Source organism: Lacisediminihabitans profunda (assembly GCF_008040105.1).
Taxonomy (GTDB): domain Bacteria; phylum Actinomycetota; class Actinomycetes; order Actinomycetales; family Microbacteriaceae; genus Lacisediminihabitans; species Lacisediminihabitans profunda.
The window spans coordinates 87,482-105,869 of sequence record NZ_VRMG01000010.1 but is presented as its reverse complement, the minus strand read 5'-3'; the positions used below and the strand labels follow the sequence as shown (position 1 = coordinate 105,869).

Annotated in this window: 16 protein-coding genes; 7 read left to right on the top strand and 9 right to left on the bottom strand. The window is 68.7% G+C overall.

Going from position 1 to position 18,388, the window contains the following annotated elements:
- The 5 genes from exaC to FVP33_RS19585 all read right to left on the bottom strand — a co-directional run bounded on the left by exaC (position 1) and on the right by FVP33_RS19585 (position 4,969).
- A complete protein-coding gene (gene exaC / locus FVP33_RS15765) occupies positions 1-1,524 on the bottom strand; it encodes an acetaldehyde dehydrogenase ExaC (protein ID WP_147784643.1) in 1,524 nt (507 codons plus the stop codon).
- A 54-nt stretch (positions 1,525-1,578) separates the two neighbouring features.
- Positions 1,579-2,928, bottom strand: coding sequence for a GAF domain-containing protein (locus FVP33_RS15760; protein ID WP_246142373.1), 1,350 nt, complete (start codon positions 2,926-2,928; stop codon positions 1,579-1,581).
- Positions 2,929-3,119: 191 nt separating this feature from the next.
- On the bottom strand, positions 3,120-3,956 hold the full coding sequence (locus FVP33_RS15755; protein ID WP_147784642.1) for a DUF1684 domain-containing protein: 837 nt from the start codon (positions 3,954-3,956) through the stop codon (positions 3,120-3,122).
- A 185-nt stretch (positions 3,957-4,141) separates the two neighbouring features.
- On the bottom strand, positions 4,142-4,345 hold the full coding sequence (locus FVP33_RS15750; protein ID WP_147784641.1) for a cold-shock protein: 204 nt from the start codon (positions 4,343-4,345) through the stop codon (positions 4,142-4,144).
- 459 nt (positions 4,346-4,804) lie between these two features.
- Positions 4,805-4,969: a hypothetical protein gene (locus FVP33_RS19585; RefSeq protein ID WP_187270764.1), complete on the bottom strand. Its 165-nt coding sequence runs from the start codon at positions 4,967-4,969 to the stop codon at positions 4,805-4,807.
- Positions 4,970-5,051: 82 nt separating this feature from the next.
- On the opposite strand from FVP33_RS19585, the gene FVP33_RS15745 reads away from it, so the two are divergent.
- Positions 5,052-5,510, top strand: coding sequence for a DUF2269 family protein (locus tag FVP33_RS15745; RefSeq protein WP_147784640.1), 459 nt, complete (start codon positions 5,052-5,054; stop codon positions 5,508-5,510).
- A 12-nt stretch (positions 5,511-5,522) separates the two neighbouring features.
- On the opposite strand, the gene FVP33_RS15740 is transcribed toward FVP33_RS15745, so the two are convergent.
- From FVP33_RS15740 to FVP33_RS15725, 4 genes are all read right to left on the bottom strand, one after another.
- On the bottom strand, positions 5,523-7,415 hold the full coding sequence (locus FVP33_RS15740; RefSeq protein ID WP_246142372.1) for a heavy metal translocating P-type ATPase: 1,893 nt from the start codon (positions 7,413-7,415) through the stop codon (positions 5,523-5,525).
- Positions 7,412-8,314: a universal stress protein gene (locus FVP33_RS15735; protein WP_147784639.1), complete on the bottom strand. Its 903-nt coding sequence runs from the start codon at positions 8,312-8,314 to the stop codon at positions 7,412-7,414. Before FVP33_RS15735 ends, FVP33_RS15740 begins: the two co-directional genes overlap by 4 nt.
- 67 nt (positions 8,315-8,381) lie before the next feature.
- A complete protein-coding gene (locus tag FVP33_RS15730) occupies positions 8,382-9,020 on the bottom strand; it encodes a response regulator (protein WP_147784638.1) in 639 nt (212 codons plus the stop codon).
- A 24-nt stretch (positions 9,021-9,044) separates the two neighbouring features.
- Positions 9,045-10,751, bottom strand: coding sequence for a sensor histidine kinase (locus FVP33_RS15725; RefSeq protein WP_246142371.1), 1,707 nt, complete (start codon positions 10,749-10,751; stop codon positions 9,045-9,047).
- Between the two features lie 200 nt (positions 10,752-10,951).
- Between FVP33_RS15725 and FVP33_RS15720 the strand changes: the two genes are divergently transcribed.
- The 6 genes from FVP33_RS15720 to cydC all read left to right on the top strand — a co-directional run bounded on the left by FVP33_RS15720 (position 10,952) and on the right by cydC (position 18,378).
- Positions 10,952-11,872 (top strand): universal stress protein, encoded by a 921-nt coding sequence (locus tag FVP33_RS15720; protein ID WP_147784637.1) that lies wholly within the window; start codon positions 10,952-10,954, stop codon positions 11,870-11,872.
- A complete protein-coding gene (locus FVP33_RS15715; RefSeq protein WP_147784636.1) occupies positions 11,835-12,377 on the top strand; it encodes a flavodoxin domain-containing protein in 543 nt (180 codons plus the stop codon). The genes FVP33_RS15720 and FVP33_RS15715 overlap by 38 nt, the downstream gene beginning before the upstream one ends.
- A gap of 163 nt (positions 12,378-12,540) precedes the next feature.
- The gene (locus FVP33_RS15710; RefSeq protein ID WP_147784635.1) at positions 12,541-13,953 is read left to right on the top strand and encodes a cytochrome ubiquinol oxidase subunit I; all 1,413 of its coding nucleotides are present in this window, start codon (positions 12,541-12,543) and stop codon (positions 13,951-13,953) included.
- Positions 13,954-13,962: 9 nt separating this feature from the next.
- The gene (gene cydB / locus FVP33_RS15705; protein WP_147784634.1) at positions 13,963-14,979 is read left to right on the top strand and encodes a cytochrome d ubiquinol oxidase subunit II; all 1,017 of its coding nucleotides are present in this window, start codon (positions 13,963-13,965) and stop codon (positions 14,977-14,979) included.
- An 8-nt stretch (positions 14,980-14,987) separates the two neighbouring features.
- The gene (gene cydD, locus FVP33_RS15700) at positions 14,988-16,628 is read left to right on the top strand and encodes a thiol reductant ABC exporter subunit CydD (RefSeq protein ID WP_147784633.1); all 1,641 of its coding nucleotides are present in this window, start codon (positions 14,988-14,990) and stop codon (positions 16,626-16,628) included.
- Positions 16,621-18,378 carry a thiol reductant ABC exporter subunit CydC gene (cydC, locus tag FVP33_RS15695; protein ID WP_147784632.1) on the top strand — a complete coding sequence of 586 codons (1,758 nt, stop codon included), beginning with the start codon at positions 16,621-16,623 and terminating at the stop codon, positions 18,376-18,378. Before cydD ends, cydC begins: the two co-directional genes overlap by 8 nt.
- Positions 18,379-18,388: the final 10 nt, after the last annotated feature.

Below are 18,388 nucleotides of genomic sequence, written 5' to 3'. Positions count from 1 at the left end.
TTAGAAGAACCCGAGCTTCTCCTCGGAGTACGACACCAGAAGGTTCTTCGTCTGCTGGTAGTGATCGAGCGCCAGCCGGCTGTTCTCACGGCCGATACCCGAGCTCTTGTAGCCGCCGAACGCCGCCCCCGCCGGGTAGGCGTGGTAGTTGTTCACCCAGACGCGACCGGCCTGGATGTCGCGGCCCGCGCGGTAGGCCACGTTGCCGTTCCGTGACCAGACGCCGGCCCCGAGGCCGTAGAGAGTGTCGTTGGCGATCGCGATGCCGTCGTCGTAGCCATCGAAGCTCGTCACGGCGAGCACCGGCCCGAAGATCTCCTCCTGGAAGAGTCGCATCTTGTTGTGGCCCTCGAAGATGGTGGGCTGCACGTAGTAGCCCTCGCTGAGGTCGCCGCCGAGGTCGGCGCGCTCCCCGCCGAGCAGTAGCTTCGCGCCCTCCTGCTTGCCGATGTCGATGTAGCTGAGGATCTTCTCCAGCTGGTCGTTCGACGCCTGGGCGCCGACCATCGTCTCGGTGTCGAGGGGGTTGCCCTGCACGGCGAGTGCTGTGCGCTTCACGGCCGCGCCGAGGAACTGGTCGTAGATCGGCTTCTCGATGAGCGCGCGGCTCGGAGCCGTGCAGACCTCGCCCTGGTTGAAGGCGAAGAGCGCGAAGCCCTCGAGCGCCTTGTCGTAGAACGCGTCGTCCTTGTCGGCCACATCCGCGAAGAACAGGTTCGGGCTCTTGCCGCCGAGCTCCAGCGTCGCCGGGATGATGTTGGCGCTCGCGTACTGCAGGATTAGACGGCCGGTGGTCGTCTCCCCCGTGAACGCGATCTTGCGGATGCGCGGACTCGACGCGAGCGGCTTGCCCGCCTCCACGCCGAACCCGTTGACGATGTTGACGACCCCGGGCGGCAGGACGTCGCCGATGAGCTCGATCAGCACGAGGATCGACACCGGGGTCTGCTCGGCGGGCTTGAGCACGATCGCGTTGCCGGCGGCCAGGGCCGGCGCGAGCTTCCAGACGGCCATGAGGATGGGGAAGTTCCAGGGGATGATCTGCCCCACGACGCCGAGCGGCTCGTGGTAGTGGTACGCCGTCATGTCGCCGTCCATCTCGGCGAAGCTGCCCTCCTGGGCGCGGATCGCCGCCGCGAAGTAGCGGAAGTGGTCGGCGGCCAGGGGGATGTCCGCGTTGAGGGTCTCCCGAATCGCCTTGCCGTTGTCCCAGGTCTCCGCGAGGGCGAGCAGCTCGGTGTTCGCGTCGATCAGGTCGGCGATCTTGTTGAGCACGGCGGCACGCTGGGTGGCGCTCGTCTTGCCCCACGCCGGCGCGGCCCTGTGGGCGGCATCGAGAGCGAGTTCGATGTCTTCCGCCGTACCGCGTGCGACCTCGGCGAACGGCTTGCCATTGACCGGGGAGATGTCTTCGAAGTATTGGCCCTTGACCGGCTTGACCCACTCACCCCCGATCCAGTTCTCGTACCGTGGCTTGAAGGTGATTTTCGCATCCGGGGAACCCGGGGCCGCGTAAACGGTCATTGCAACTCCTGTCGACGTCGTTGTCCAATGGCCCACTGGTGGCCTTCAGGAAGACTAGGAGCGGCGAGGTTGCGGCGACGTTGCAACTTGTTGCACCGCACCGAGCTCGATCTCGATGCGTTCGAGCCGCGACACCACGGCCGCCCTCTTGGGCGACTTCGGGGGCAACATCATCAGGCACGCCCGCCACACCTCGACGTCGTAGACCGCCTCGTCCGAGCGCGCGTAGCTGAGAAGCGTGTCGACCGAGGCGTCGGTGAGGAGCGCATCTCGCAGCCGTGCGCTCAACTCCGCCCGGATCGCGACGATCCCGGGGGCGCTCGAGGTGGGAAGCAGCGCACCGGAGTAGGCCGCGAGGGCCACCCGATGGGCCCCTCGATCGAGGAAGGCGAGCACGCGATGCGCGTCGAGCTCCAGTTTGCGCGGCAGCCGATACGGTCGGGACAGGGGCACCAGCGCCTCGTCGGCGACCTCGAGCACCTTACGCAGGCGCACCATCTCGGCGCGCAGGGTCACCACCGAGCCCTCGCGCTCGTAGACGAGGCCCGCGAGGCGGTCCACAGACAGCCCCTCGGGGTGCCAGGCGAGCAGGGTGAGGATCTCCGCGTGCCGCATGCTCAGTTCGACGGCCTTGCCCCGGCTGGTGAGACGACCGGTGTCGCTGCCGAGCACCGCCAGCAGCGGCTCCGCCGCCACGGCAGAGGGCCGGCGCAGGGTGGCGCGCCTCGGCCGGGAGGAGAGCTCGTCCAGGCGTCGGATGCGAAGCTCCGATTCGACGGCCGCGACGGCGGCCTCGAGCAGCGGGAGGGTTGCCGGGGCAACGGCGTCCTCCCCGCCGGTGATGTCGATGACGCCGAGCACCCGCCCGGACGCGGGGTCGTGCACGGGCACCGCCGTGCAGCTCCACGGGTGCACGATCCGGTTGAAGTGTTCGGCACCCTGGATCTGGATCCCGTGGTCCAGGGCCAGGGCGGTGCCGGGGGCGCTCGTGCCCACCGCCCGCTCGGACCAGTCCGCCCCCTCCACGAACAGCATCCCCTCGGCCTTACGACGCAGGGAACGGTCGCCATCGATCCAGAGCAGACGGCCGGCCTCGTCTCCGACAGCGACGATCAGCCCCGAGTCGAAGGTGTGCCGGATGAGCAGGCTGTGGATGGTCGGCAGCACGAGGGACATCGGATGCGCGTCCCGGTACTCCCGCAGTTCGTCGTCGTCGAACTCGAGGGCGGTGCCGAGACGATCGGGATCGAGTTTCAGCTGAAGGGACCGCTGCCAGGACTCTTCGACCAGGCGCCGCACTCCCGTCGCCGGCATTCGGGTGCCCACCACGGAGTCGTGCGCGCTGGCGATACGCGCGCGATCGCGAACGTCATCCGTATGGGTGACGATCCAGGGACTGGCCACAGCGCTCCGATCATCGTTGGTCGAGTGGCGCAATCCTAGCCGGAGGCGCCGCGTACCGTCCGTGAACCCCTGCGCTCGTGCACTGGCTCGTCGCCCGGGCCACCACGGTCAGCCCGGGCCGGCACGCCAGCCCGGGATGACCGCACTGCCCGGATTCCTGCGTCCGGTGCCCCGACCCGAGCGAAACAGGCCTACTCCTCGTGCAGCAGCGACCCGTCCTTCTTGAGAACCTGCTTCTCGCCGGCCTCGATCGGCACCGAGAATCGGTTCTGCTTGGGCGGCATGGGGCAGTTGAACGCGTAGCTGAAGGCGCAGGGAGGCAGGATGGCCCGGTTGAAGTCCAGCGTGATCGTGCCGTCGGCGTTCGGCGCAACGAAGAGGAACCTGCCGACGCTGTAGGTGCTGTCGCCGCTGGTCGAGTCGGAGAAGACGAGCTGGAGCGCGCGCCCGGCCTTGAACGCCGCGAGGTTGTAGTCCACGCCGTCCTTGGTGAAGGTGATCTCGCCGGGCACCGGCAGCTCGCGGGACTTGCCGTCGTCCTTGAGGTGCTCGAAGCCGACGGTGGTGCCATCCGGGAGCTCGGTGAACGTGCCCGTGACCACCCAGTCGGGGTTGTAGTCGAAGGCGGAGATCGAACCGAATTCCTGGATTCCCTCGGAGTTCGAGTCGAACACGCGTAGCGCGTAGCTTCCCGCCTCGCTCGCGATGACGAATCCCGACCTGGTGTCGCTGAAGGTGATCTCGCTCGGCGTGGGCGAATCCTTGCCCCGCACGACCACCTCGCCGTCGACGAGCGCGCCGTCGACCTGGATGCCGTCGGCCGCGGTCGCCGTGAGCGCGAGTCCCGATTCACCGGCCGGTAGTGGCCCCCAGGTGCCCGGCACGCCCCAAATGGTCTGCTCGGAGTCGATCCACTGGGTGTTCACCAGGGCGAGACTGCCCTTCGGCTGAACGACGGAAAGCTCTCGTCTGGAGTGGAAGGCGGCGAGTTGCTCGGCGGGCGTGGCTGTTGTGGCGGTGTCGGTCATGGGTTCCATCCTCGCTGAAGTCCCTCACTGTAACGAGCCGGGACATGCCGCGATTCCCTTAACGAGAAAACCGGCCCTCGCACCGAGGTGCGGGGGCCGGTCTCATGGAGTTTCAACGTCTACGGCTGACATTCATCAGCATTAGTTGCATCCAGTTCGGCCACTACGGCCGGAAGACTTGCGTCTTACAGGGGGCGAATGTTCTCGGCCTGGGGTCCCTTGGGGCCCTGGGCGAGGTCGAATTCGACCTTCTGGTTCTCGTCGAGGGACTTGTATCCGCTCGAGGCGATCGCCGAGTAGTGTGCGAACACGTCCGGGCTTCCGTCGTCCGGGGCGATGAATCCAAAGCCCTTTTCAGCGTTGAACCACTTCACTGTTCCTAGTGCCATTATTTTCTCCTTCAGGAGTCTTCGCGCGAACCCGACTGTCGGGCCCGCTCGTCGCGGTGTTCATCGTCCGCTCCCGAAAGAGACATGGCACCCAGCCGATTGATTTCTCAGGCGGCCGATCTTAAGGGTTCCAAGCATTCAAGATGTGCGAGGTACTGCAACTGCATGACCCAGCGTAGACCACGAGGCCGAATTTTGGGCGAAACGTCCCAGGAAACTCAACAAATAACTCGTGGCGACTACTAATTCGCGTCCGAAAATGCCCGGGAATTCGGGCCTTCCGGCGCAGAGCGGCCGCGGATTCATCGTTCCCCTCAGCTCGGAACACCGCACCAAGTTGGTGGGTCGCGGCCGGCGACAGCGTTCGGGTCACCCTCGAGCGGCACACCGCGCCACGCGAACTAGCGGTGCCGGACGACCTCGCGACGGCACTGGCCGCCACGCCGGGAGGCGTTCGCGCTAGCGCCGACGACCGCCGGCTCGGCGCAGGAAGCCCACGACGGCGGTGATGGCGAAGAGCACGATGCCGAGCACCGCGAGCCAGAGCAGCCCCTTGACCACGAAACCCAGAATCGAGAGAACCAGCCAGAGCACGAGCAACACGACGACGATCACGATGAGCATGGCGATCAGTGTACGCCGCGGAATACCCGCCCCTCGCGCGGTTCTCCGGGTGGGCGACCGGGACGTCACTAGGCTGTGGCCCATGGAAACTCTCGTGAATGTCTTGCATGTCGTCGGCGCCGTGTTCATCGTCGGACCGATGGCGATTCTGCCGATGAGCGCGATGCGAGCGATTCGTGCCCGCAATGCGTCCCAGGTGGGGCTGCTGGCCAAGTCCACCAACCTGTTCAGCCTGCTGTCGCTCGTGGTTGTCGTGTTGGGATTCGCTGTCATGGGGATGACCGACCCGAAGGAGAAGCTCTCGATGACCACCCCGTGGATCCTGATCTCCCTGATCCTCTACGCGATCGCCATCGCCCTGAGCCTCGCCCTCGTAGTGCCCACGCTGCGCCGGGCGGCGGCGGACCTCGAGTCCGCGGGGGCGACCCCCGGTTCCGGCGCCGCGAACGCCGCGCCTCGTTACCCCGCTGTTGCCGCCGGCTCGGGAATCGTCTCGCTCCTGCTCGTCGCGGTGGTCGTGCTGATGGTCTGGCGACCCTGACCCGACCGCCGATCAGCGTCCGAGCCGGCGGTCCGGTCGCTCCACGAGACCGCGGAGCGCGTAGAGGATGACCAGGAGGTCCACGACCTCCTGCAGGGCCGCCCCGACGATCGCCGGGAGCACGCCGAACGTCGCGACGATCATGAGCGCGAGGCTCAGCGCGATACCGAGCCAGATCGCCCTCAAGGCCGTCGCGTTGGTCTGCCAACCGATGGTGATTGCGCGGACGACGCGTGACAGGTCGTCGACCATGATCACGACATCCGCCGACTCGCTGGCTGCCGTCGAACCTCGGGCGCCCATCGCCACGCCGATGTCGGCCACCGCGAGCACCGGCGCATCGTTGACGCCGTCACCCACCATCATCACCGGTCGGTCGGTGATGCCCTTCACCGCCTCCACCTTCTGCTCCGGGAGGCACTGGGCGCGCACCTCGGTGATTCCCAGCTCGTCCGCCACATGCTGCGCGGTGGCGGCGAGGTCGCCGGAGATCAGGATCGTGCGCCGCACACCGAGCCGCGACAGCTGGGCAAGGGTGGACTTCGCGTTGTCCCGCACCCGGTCGGAGAGCAGGATCTCGCCGGCATAGGCGCCGTCGACCGCCGCATAGACGGCCAGCTGCCCGGACCGCGGGGGTGGCGAGTCGATATCACCGGCGAGCCCCGACACGAATCTCCGCTTTCCCACGGCAATCCGACGGCCGCCGACGGTGGCGGTGACTCCGGCGGCCGTCTCCTCGTGGATCTCGGTGGCCGGCTGGAGCGCCAGGCCCGCCGCGAGAGCGGCGTCGACGATGGCTGACGCGAGCACATGCGGGGAATACTGTTCGACCGAGGCCACCAGCGAGAGCAGTTCGTTGGAGGCGAGCGACTCACGCGGCAGCACGCCGACGACCTTGGGCAGCCCGAGCGTGAGGGTGCCCGTCTTGTCGAAGGCGACGGTCTTCACCCGGGAGAGTTGTTCGAGGATCTGCCCCGACTTGACGATCACGCCCGCCTTGGCCGATCTGCTCATCCCGGCGATGAAGGCCACCGGTGCGGCGATCAGGAGCGGGCACGGGGTGGCCACCACCAGCACCTCCGCGAACCGCACCGGCTCCCCGCTCAGCCACCAGGCGAAGCCGGCGATGGCGACCGACACCACGGTGAACGGCACCGCGAACCGGTCGGCGAGCCGCACGAGCGGCGCCCGACTCTGGGCAGCGGAGGCCACGAGTTGCACGACCCGCTGGTATTGGCTGTCCGCCGCCACGGCGGTCGCGCGGATGCGGATGGCCGACTCGCCGTTCACACTGCCGCTCAGCACCTGCTCCCCCGCACCGCGCTCGACCGGGAGGCTCTCACCGGTGAGCTGCGACTCGTCGAACGTCGCGATCTCGGAGAGCAGCGTGCCGTCGACGGGCACGACCTCGCCCGGTCGCACGAATAACTCGTCACCGAGCGCCACGGCGTCGATGGGGATCTCGTCGACCGAGTCTCCGACCCCGACACGATGCGCCGACTGCGGAGCCCGCGCGAGGAGCGCGGTCAACTCCCGGCGCGCGCGGCGCCCGGCGAAGTCTTCGAGCGCCTCTCCGCCGGACAGCATCAGCACGATCACCAGGCTCGCCCAGTACTCCCCGACGGCGACGGTGGCCAGGATCGCGGCGATCGCGAGAATATCGACGCCGGCATGTCCCCGGATGATGTCGCGCAGCATCCGCCAGCCGCGCACGGCCGCCATCACCAGGGCGTACCCGCTCACGACCCAGCGGGCGACGTCGTGGGCGCCGGCGAGCCAGATCACTCCTCCGAGTGCGCCGACGAGGACGGTGGCCCCGACGACCGGATACCGGGCGAAGACACGCGACGCGGTGCGAACCTCGGCGGCGACTCCCGCCGAGGACACCTGGCGCGTATCGCTCACGTCGTGGCTGCCGCCGCCGTGCGGCTCGTCGCGCTGGTCGGGGCCACGCCGTCCGGCGCCGGGCTGTGCACCACGACCGCCGGCACCTCGAGATTGAGCATCACTTCGTGACTGACCGAGCCGAGCAGAGTGCGACCGACGAGCCGGCGGCTCTGGCTCCCGACGACGACGAGCGCCGCGGACGGCGAGGCCTCGAGGATGGAGCGCGGGATGTGGCCGCGGGCGGTGCGTCCGGAGACGCGGAGGTCCGGAAATTCCTGGCTGATGATGGCGAGGCACTGGTTGAGGATCAGGTCGTGGGCCTCCTGCAACTGAAGCAGGAACTCCGGCTCCAGGGGAAACGCGTCGAGCCAGATACTCGGTTCGAGCCAGCCGTGGATCACGGTGAGTACCTCTCCGCGTCGCTCCGCCTCGCGTGCCGCGAACCTCGCGGCGTTGAGGGATGCCTCTGAACCGTCGACCCCCACGACGACGCCCTCCCGTTCGCCGTGCGGCGCCGGGATGATGGCCACCGGACCGGGGGCGGATGCCGCGAGTCGGAGTCCGATGGACGCACCGCGCAGCACTCGCCTCGAGGTTCGATCGTGCACGCCGACGGCGATGAGCGAACCGGGCTCCGATCGGGAGAGGAGTCTGTCGTACGGCTCCCCCAGCACGACCTCACTGAGGACGGTCACCTCGGGCGCCGACTCCATCGCCTGTCGGGCATCCTTCGCGGCGAGAGTTCGAGCGGTCTCCAGGTCGTGCCGGCTGGTGGCGATGTCGCCGAAGACCCAGAGCAACGTGACAGTGCCGTTGCGCGGTCGTTCCCGGTCGATCGCCCAGGCAAGGGCAGCGTGGGCGGCAGGCGAACGATCCCAGCCGACGATGGTCTGTTCCGCGCGATTCGTTGCATCCATGACCCCATGCTCACGGCGTCCCCTTCGAGACGTTAGAGCACAAAGTCCCCCGCTGCCGGGGTGACGGCTACTGGTCGGTGTGCAGCGTGCCCAGGTGCAGCACGGCCGCCTGGGTCCTGCGCTGCAGGCCGAGCTTGCTCAGCAGGCTCGACACGTAATTCTTCACGGTCTTCTCGGCGAGGGAGAGCTCGACGCCGATCTGCCGGTTGGTGAGGCCGTCGGCGATGAGGGAGAGGATCTGGCGCTCCCGGGCGCTGAGCGACCCCAGTCGAGGATCACTGTCCCTGGTGTGTTCCATCCGCTGGACGACCCGCCTCGAGAGCGCCGGATCGATGAGCATGCGGCCGGCCGCCACCTTGCGGATGGACTCGACGAGTCCGCTTCCTCGCACGTCCTTGAGCACATACCCGGCTGCACCGGCCACGACCGCGGCGGAGAGGGCCTCGTCGTCGTCGTAGGCGGTGACCATGAGGCACCGAACCTCCGGGCTCTTCGATCGCACGTCGCGGCACACGTCGATGCCGTTCCCGTCCGGCAGGCGCACATCGAGCAGCGCCACATCGGGTAGCGTCGCCGCGATCCTCGCTCGGGCCTGGGCGGCGGTACCTGCCTCGCCCACAACCTCGATGTCTGGCTCGGCATTGAGCAGGTCGGCAATACCTCGGCGCACGATCTCGTGATCGTCAACCAGGAAAACTCGGATCATCGGGTTGCTCCGTCCATCGGTCGTTCAGTCTGCCAGATCGAAGGGGACACTCCAGCGCACACGGGTGCCGCTGTCGTCGGAGTCCAGGTCGAAGGTGCCGCGACGGCGCACCGCCCGCTCCTCGAGATTAGCGAGGCCACTGCGGCGTGGACTCGCCGACACTCCCCCGACGCCGTCGTCGGTGATCTCCAACGCCACCCAGCCGTCGGTGGCTGCGAGCGACACTGTGGTGTTCTGGGCCCCGGCATACTTGGCGGCGTTCGTGAGCGCCTCCCGGGTCACGGCGAGCACATCGTCGGCGAGGTCGTCGGTCACCACGAGGTCCACGGGGCCCGAGAACTGCACGGTGGGGGTGCGAGCTAGGCCTGGGGCGAGCTCATTGGCGAGATCGATAATCCAGTGCCGCACCGTGTCCCTGCGGTCGGCCGACTGCGAGGAAAGCGCGAAGATCACGGTCCTGATCTGCGCGATGGCCGCATCGAGACTGGAGACGCTTTGGAGCACCCTGTCCGCCTCGGGCGACGGCGCGATGGCCCCCGCGAGGCTCTGCAGTTCCAGTCCGGTGGCAAAGAGCTGCTGGATGACATGATCGTGCAGGTCGCGGGCGATGCGTCCGCGATCCTCGAGGAGCAGCATCCGCTGGCGGGTCGCCCTGGCCTTGGCGAGCTCCATGGCCACGCTCGCCTGGCCCGCGAAATCGGCGGCCATTTCGAGGTCGGCAGGCGAGAAGCTCGTCGAGCCATGGAGTCGGGCGACGATGAGGGCACCCTCGGCCCGGCTGCCGACCACGAGCGGGAGCGCCATCACCGGGCCGAGACTCGCACCGCTGGGCAGCGCGATCTCGTCTCGATCGCCGTCATTGACGAGGCGGGGCTGCAGTCCCTCGAGCACGCTGCCCGCGATCGAGCCCTCGGCTTCCACGATCGTCCCCTCCAGGGACTCCTCGTCGACCCCGCGGGCCGTGCCAACCGCGAGCTTCGCCGGGTCGTCGGTGGGCAGTACGACGCAGACGAGATCCGCCTCGGCCAGCGCGAGCACCCGGCCCACGAGGATGGAGATCGAGTCGCTCCGTTCGGAGGAGAGGAGCGCGGCCGTCACCTCGGCGGACGCGGCCGCCCAAGCCTGGCGTCGCCGGGTCTCGGCGAAAAGGCGGGCGTTGTCGATGGCGAACCCGGCGGTGGCGGCCAGCGCAGTGACGAGTTCTTCGTCTTCCTTGCTGAACTTACCCGACGCCTGGTTGGTGAGGTAGAGGTTGCCGTACACCTCGTCGCGAACGCGCACGGGGACGCCCAGGAAGCTGTCCATGCTGGGGTGCGAAGCGGGGAAGCCGGCCGAGCGGGAGTCATCGGTGATATGCCGCAGCCGGATCGGTCGCGGATCGTCGATGAGCGCCCCGAGCAGCCCGTGTCCCTCTGGAAGGTGCCCGATCGTCTTCGCCAGCTCCGGCGGCATCCCGACGTTGATGAACTGCTCGAGTCCGCCGAGCGGCGCGATCACACCGAGCGCGCCGTACTGGGCACCCACGAGACCCACCGCGGACTCGACTATCCTGCGCAGCACCACCGGAAGTTCGAGCTGCTCGACCACCGCCTGGTTGGCCCGGAGGAGTGCACGGAGCCTGCCTTGGGTGGTGAGCACCTCCTGGGCGCGGTCGACGAGTTCGCTCAGTGCCCGGTCCAGCTCGCCGCGCGGTTCGTCGGGGAAGGTCATGGAGTCATCTTCGCTCGTCACTGCTACACCTCAACTCACTGGCGACGGGGACATCCGCCGGGCCGGGTCCTCGTAACCGTGAGTTTATCCCCGGTTTGCCTCCTCCCGCGCGTAAATGAGCGGTTCTGTCGCCCGGTGGGACCAAAGCCCCTGTCGCGAACGGGGCGGGTTCGGCACGATGGACGAGCCGACAAGCGGCACACGGCAGGGAGGCCCGCACCATGGAACGCACCATCCTGGCGGGGATCGATGGGTCGTCACCCAGCCGCTCCGCGCTCACCTGGACGATGCGGCGCGCCGCGGCTACCGGTGCGGGCGTGCTGCTCGTGCACGTGGTCGATGACGAATGGGGCATGATCGGCACCCTCGCCCTCGAGGAGATCCACCGCTCGGCCCGAGAACTCGTGGAGGCGGAGTCGGAATTCGCGCGGTCTCTGGAACCGACTGTTCCGGTGACGAGCGAGGTGCTCCGCGGCGACCCGATGGTTGAACTCGCGAGCGCCTCCGCGCGCTCCGAACTGGTGGTCGTGGGCACCCACAAGACCGGGTTCCTGCACGGAAGGGCCTTCGGCTCCCGAAGCCTCCAACTCGCGGCGAGCGCCCAGGCGCCGGTTGCGATCATCCCCGAGTCCTCGGTGCGAAACCGCCGGGGAATCGTGGCGGGAGTCGACGATTCCACCGCGGGCTGGGCCGCCGTGCGATTCGCCGCGGCGGAGGCCGAGCGTACCGGCCAGGACCTCACCCTCGTCCGCTCGTGGCGGCTCCCCCAGTTGCGGCTGGACCCGGACGACAGGACGCTCCAGCACGAGAAGCTCGTGCATGCGGCCGTCGAGCAGATGATGGCCGACGCCGTGTCGCTGGCCAAGGAGCACTGCGTCACCGTCTCGGTGAAGTCGCGCACGATGCGCCGGACGCCGGCGGAAGCCCTTATCGAGGCCTCCACCTCAGCCCGCCTGCTGGTCATCGGCAGTTCCCGTCGCCACGGGCTGGCCCAGCGGGCCCTCGGCCCGGTGAGCCACGATGTGCTTCTCAATCTCGCCGGACCGACGCTCGTCGTGCACGGGGACCAGGACGCCGACCACCTCGAACGGGAGGAAGCCCGGGATGAAGGCGCTCGTGATCTACGAGTCGATGTTCGGTAGCACGAGAAGGATCGCGGAGCAGATTGCCGTCGGTCTCGCCGAGTCGTCGACGGTGGTGCTCGTGAGGGTTCACGACGCCGACCCGCTGGGAATCGGGCTCGCCGACCTCATCGTGGTCGGGGCACCGACCCACGTGCACGGGATGAGCATGCCCGCGACCCGAGCCACCGCGGCTGCCATGTCGAACGACCCGCAGCGCCACCTCGCGCTGGAGTCGGGTGCCGTCGGTGTCGGGGTGCGCGAGTGGCTCGAGACCGTGCCGACCGGATCCGGGCTCTTCGCGGCATTCGACACCCGCCGGGACATGGCCCGCATCCTCACGGGAGCCGCGTCGGTGTCGATCGGAAAGACACTCGCCCGCCGCGGTCTGCGGCAGGTATCGCGGCGTTCGAGCTTTCTCGTCGACGACGCCGAGGCCATCAAGGCCGGCGAACTCGAGCGCGCCCGCGCATGGGGGGAACGGATCGGGCGGCTGGCGACGGCCGCCCTCGCGGCCACGCCGTGAGTGCCCCGCAACTTGCGGGACCAAAGTCCCTCGGCGGTGCGCGGCGGGAAAATACTGTGGCCCTGCCCCGAAGACGGCGTGACCGCCCGGGCGGACACGCCCACGCGGCGGCATTCGACATCCTTCGTCGCGGACCCAGCGTTCGCCGGAACGGGAGCGCCACGTGAACGACCTGCTCAGTCCCCTCGTGCTATCGCAATGGCAGTTCGGGTTGACGACGATCTACCACTTCCTGTTCGTGCCGATCACGATCGGCATGGCCACGACGACCGCGGTCTTCCAGACGGCCTGGGTGCGCACGTCGAAGGCGAAGTACCTGCAGCTCACCCACTTCTTCGGCAAACTGTTCCTGATCAACTTCGCCATGGGCGTGGTCACCGGCATCGTGCAGGAATTCCAGTTCGGCATGAACTGGTCGACATACTCTCGCTTCGTCGGCGACGTCTTCGGGGCACCGCTCGCCCTCGAGGGCCTGCTGGCGTTCTTCCTCGAGGCGACGTTCATCGGCCTGTGGATCTTCGGCTGGGACAAGCTGCCGCGCGGCCTCCACCTCGCCACCATCTGGCTCACCGCCGCCGGCACGATCCTCTCCGCCTACTTCATCATCGCCGCGAACGCCTTCATGCAGCATCCGGTGGGCTTCGAATTGAACAAGGTGCGCGGGCGGGCCGAGCTCACCGACATCTGGGCGGTGCTCTCCAACAAGGTCGCGCTAGCCGCCTTCCCGCACACGATCGTGGCCTCGTTCATGGTGTCCGCCGCCCTCGTGATCTGCGTCGCGGCCTGGCACCTGGCCCGCAACCAGCACCTGGACACCATGCGTCCCGCCATCAAGTTCGGGATGTGGACGATGATCGGCGCCGGCATCCTCACCGTGCTCACCGGCGACCAGCTCGGTCTCGCGATGGTGTCCACCCAGCCGATGAAAATGGCCGCCGCCGAGGCGCTGTACAAGACGTCGAGCGGAGCCGACGCCTCGTTCTCGATCTTCACCCTCGGCACACCGGACGGTGTGAACGAGTTGTTCTCGATCCGCATCCCGTACCTCCTTTCGTTCCTGTCGACCCACACGCTCAACGGAACCGTCGAGGGTATCAATGACCTGCAAGCGGAGTACACGAGCCTCTACGGACCGGGCAACTACGCCCCGGTGATCTGGGTCACCTACTGGGCGTTCCGCTGGATGATCGGCCTCGGCCTCCTGTCGGTGATCATCTCGATCGTGGGCCTCTGGCTGATTCGCGGGGGCCGGATGCCGAAGCAGCGCTGGGTTTGGCGGGTGGCGGTCTGGGCGTTCCCGCTCCCCCTCGCCGCGATGATCGTGGGCTGGATCTTCACCGAGATGGGCCGCCAACCGTGGATCGTCTTCAGTCTTCTCAAGACCAAGGACGGGGTCTCCCCCAACATCACCGGTCTCGACGTGCTGATCTCGATCGTCGCCTTCACCCTGATCTACGGAGCCCTCGCCGTCGTCGAATTCCGGCTCATCAAGCGCGCTGCCCAGAAGGGCCCGGATGACGTGGTCCCCCTCGACGACACCTCCGGCCGGCCGTCCGACGCGGTCACCGTCTACTAGGAGCACACCATGGATCTCTCCCTACTCTGGTTCGGCATTGTCGGCTTCCTCTTCATCGGGTACTTCGTGCTTGACGGCTTCGACTTCGGTGTGGGAATGGCCCTGCCCTTCCTCGGCCGCGACGAGATCGACCGTCGCGTCATGATCAACACGATCGGCCCGATCTGGGATCTCAACGAGACCTGGCTGATCGTGGCCGGCGCATCCCTCTTCGCGGCCTTCCCCGAGTGGTACGCCACGCTCTTCAGCGGGTTCTACCTCGCCCTGCTGCTCATCCTGCTGGCGCTCATCGCGCGCGGGGTGTCGTTCGAGTACCGCCACCACCGCCCGGAGTCCCGCTGGAAGAGCTGGTTCGACGGGATGATCGTCGTCGGCTCGGCCGTGCCGGCGCTGCTCTGGGGTGTCGCGTTCGCCAACATCGTGCAGGGGGTGGCACTCGACTCGAACCACAACTACACCGGCACGCTCTTCGACCTGCTCAACCCATACGCGCTGCTCGGGGGCCTGACGACCCTGCTGCTGTTCTTCACCCACGGCGTGGTCTTCGTCTCGTTGAGGACGGATGGCGACCTCCGGCTGCGGTCGCAGAGGCTCGCCGTGCGCTCCGGCATCGCCACGATCGTCGTCGCGGCGTCGTTCCTGCTCTGGACCAACCTGGCCCACGGCAAGCCGCTCTCCTGGATTCTCGCCGGGGCGGCCGCCGTGCTGCTCATCGGCTCGTTCATCGCCAACTTCCGAGCAAAGGAGCGTGGCGCCTTCACTCTCATGGCGGTCACCATCGCGGTCGCGGTGCTGAGCCTCTTCGCCGCGCTCTACCCCAACGTGATGCCGGCGAGCAACGACCCGGCCAACAGCCTCACCATCGCGAACGCGTCGAGCACGCCGTACACTCTCACCGTGATGAGCTGGACCACCCTGATCTTCCTCCCGCTCGTCCTGGTGTACCAGGGCTGGACCTACTGGGTGTTCCGCAAGCGGGTGACCCGGGCATCCATTCCGCAGCCCACGAGCACGACGGCGAGCTGACCCAAGCGGTGCGTCCGTTCGACCCCCGCCTGCTGCGCTACGCGGCCGCCGCGCGCCTGTTCCTGGTGCTCTCCGGGGCTCTCGGCGTTGCACGCACCGCCTGCACCGTCGCGTTCTGCTGGCTGTTATCGCGCGTCCTTGTCGATGCGATCCACGGGGTGCCGCTCGAGGCAGCGTGGGGCGTTATCGGCGCGCTGGCCGCGGTGGGGGCGCTTCGGGCCGCACTCGTCTGGCTTGCCGATTTCGGCTCCGCGCGCGGCTCCGCCCTGGTGAAGAGCCAGTTGCGGCGTCGGTTCGTCGCCGGCCTCGCCAGACTCGGGCCGGGCTGGCTCGCCGGGCGCAACCGGGCCGAGATCGCCACGACGGCCGGGCACGGCCTCGAGGCCCTCGACGGATACTTCTCGCTCTTCCTGCCGCAGCTGGTACTCACCGCGGTGGCCACTCCGGTCATCGTCGCCGTCATGATGCTCCAGGATGCGACGAGCGGCATAGCGGTGCTCGTCACGCTTCCCCTGATCCCCCTCTTCATGGTGCTGATCGGCTGGGCCACTCAGAGCGTGCAGCGGGCACAGTGGCGCAGCCTCACCCACCTGTCCAGCCGATTCCTCGACCTCGTGAACGGGCTGGCCACCCTCAAGATCTTCGGTCGCGCCGAGCGCCAGCGTTCCCGTATCGAGGCGATCACCGAGGGCTACCGGGTCGAGACGATGAAGGTGCTGCGCATCTCCTTCCTCAGCGGGTTCGCGCTCGAACTGATCGCCAGCCTCTCGGTCGCCCTCGTCGCCGTCTCGGTGGGCCTGCGGCTTGTGAACGGCGACCTCGGACTCGGAGTCGGCCTGTTCGTGCTCCTGCTCGCCCCCGAGGCCTTCCTCCCGCTCCGGCAGGTCGGGGCCAACTACCACGCCGCGGCAGACGGCATCGCGGCCGCCGAGGACGTCTTCGTCGTCCTCGATGCGGCGGACGCGGTGCCCACGCCGTTGACGAGGGCCGCCTCTAACTGGCAGCCAGGCGCGCTCGCGCCCGCCGGCGTCCGCTTCTCGCGCGTGACCGTCGACTACGAGGGTGACCGGGCCGTGCACCCCTTCAACGCGGAGATCGACGCCGGGAGGATGACCGTGCTCGCCGGGCCGAGCGGATCGGGCAAGTCCAGCATCATCGCCGCGCTGCTCGGATTCGTGCCATTCGCCGGCGAGATCGACATCGACGGCGACCGGTCGGCCGAGAGGCTCGATCGCGTGGCCTGGGCCGGGCAGAACGCCGGCCTCCTCGAGGGCACGATCGCCGCCAATGTGGCGCTCGGCGCGGCGAGTGTCGACCGCGCCCTCGTCGAGCGGTCGCTCGCGCTCGCGGCGGCCTCCGAACTCGACCAGGACTCGCCCGTCGCGGTGAACGGCGGAGGACTCTCCGGCGGGCAGGCGGACCGGGTGGCGGTGGCCAGGGCCATCTACCGCTGCCTCGACCGCGGCTGCCCCATCCTCGTGCTCGACGAACCGACCGCCGCGCTCGACGGCGACACGGAGGCGGACCTTCTCGTCGGTCTCCGAACCCTCGCGGCGGCCGGGATCACCGTGCTGGTCGCGAGCCACCGGCCGGCGGTGCTCGCGGCGGCGGACGACGTGATCCGGATGGCGGAACCCGCCAATGCGTGACTCCCGACTGCCGGATGCTCGAACGCTGGCCGTATTGCGCCTCGCCCAGCCCCGGCTCGCCCGGTTCGCTCCTGGCGCGCTCCTGGGCCTGCTGTCCGCGGCGAGCTCCGTCGCGCTTCTCGCCACGTCGGCGTGGCTGATCACCCGGGCGGCCGAGCATCCCCCCATCCTGTTCCTCTCCGCGGCGATCGTCGGTGTGCGCGCCTTCGCGCTGGGCAGGGCCGGATTCCGCTACGCCGACCGGCTCGCGAGCCACGACGCGGCCTTCCGCCAGCTCGCCGCCGTGCGAGTGGGCATCTACTCGCGGCTCGTGCCGCTCGCACCGGACGGACTGGGCGCGACGGCTCGCGGCGACCTTCTCACCCGTCTCGTCAACGACGTTGACGAGTTGCAGAACTTGCCGCTGCGGGTCGTTCAACCCCTCGTGACCGCCGCGGTCACCGCCGTGCTCAGCGTGATCGGGATCTCCCTGATTCTTCCGGCGGCGGGGTTCGCCCTCGCGTTGTCCCTGGCCATCGGGTTCATCGTCTCGACCGTCGCCCACTCGGCGATCGCGGCGCGCGCCGAACGCGCCATCGCCCCTCTCCGCGGGGCCCTGGGCGACCGCCTGCTCGAATTCGTCAACGGGCTCGACGTGTTCATCGCCTTCGGCGCCGTCGCGGAACGCCAGGCCGCCGTGGACGAGGCCGACGCCCGGCTCCGCACCGCGACACTCGCGCGGGCTGCCGCGGCGGGCGTGACCGCGGCGGTGCTCTCCGCGCTCGCCGCCACCGCGACGGTCGGCGGGCTGATCGTGGGCATCCCGGCACTCGCACACGGGTCGATCGGCGGGCCGGCCCTGGCCGTCATCGCCCTCGTGCCCCTCGCGGTCTTCGATGTCGTCGGCACAGCCCCGCTGGCGATGGCCGCGTGGCGGCAGGTGCGGTCGAGCGCCGAACGGATCGCCGCGTCGGTGCCGACCGACCCTCCCGCGGAACTACCGACAGAACTCCCCGCTGGCGCACCCAGCCGGGGGAATCCGCCTCCCCAGCCGACGGCACCAGACGGAACCGTCCTCGAGCTTGTCGACGTGGCCGCGAGCTGGCCCGGCGCCACTGAACCTGCCGTGCACGGGGTCACCGTGCGGTTGCGGCGCGGGGATCGTCTCGTCGTGCGCGGACCGAGCGGCTCGGGAAAAACGACCCTCGCCCATCTGCTCGTGCGCTTTCTCGACTACTCGGGCAGCTTCCGCCTCGGCGGGGTCGAGGCGAGAGACCTGCCGCTCGAGACGGTGCGGGCCACCATCGGCCTGGTCGAGCAGTCACCGTATCTCTTCGACGAGAGCGTTCGCCAGAACCTGTTGTTCGCGCGCGACACCGCCACCGACGGCGAGCTGGTGGCCGCACTGGAGCGGGTGGGCCTCGCGTCCTGGCTGAGCGAACGGGGCGGGCTGGACGCTCGGGTCGGCGATGCGGGATCGCTCGTGTCTGGTGGGCAGGCCGGGCGGATCGCCCTCGCCAGGGCGCTTCTCGCGGACTTCCCGGTGATCGTGTTCGACGAGCCGGCCGCGAACGTCGAACCGCGACTTGCGGAGCTTCTCCTGCGCGACATCCTGTCGATCGCGACGGACGAGCACCGCACGGTCATCGTGATTTCGCACCTGCCCGTGCCTGATGCGCTCGTCTCCCACCGCCTCGACCTCGACTCGGCGCGCCCGCTCGAGGCGGCAGGGACCTTCGACCCTACGGCGAGGAGCACCCCCGCCCTTTAATGACAAGACG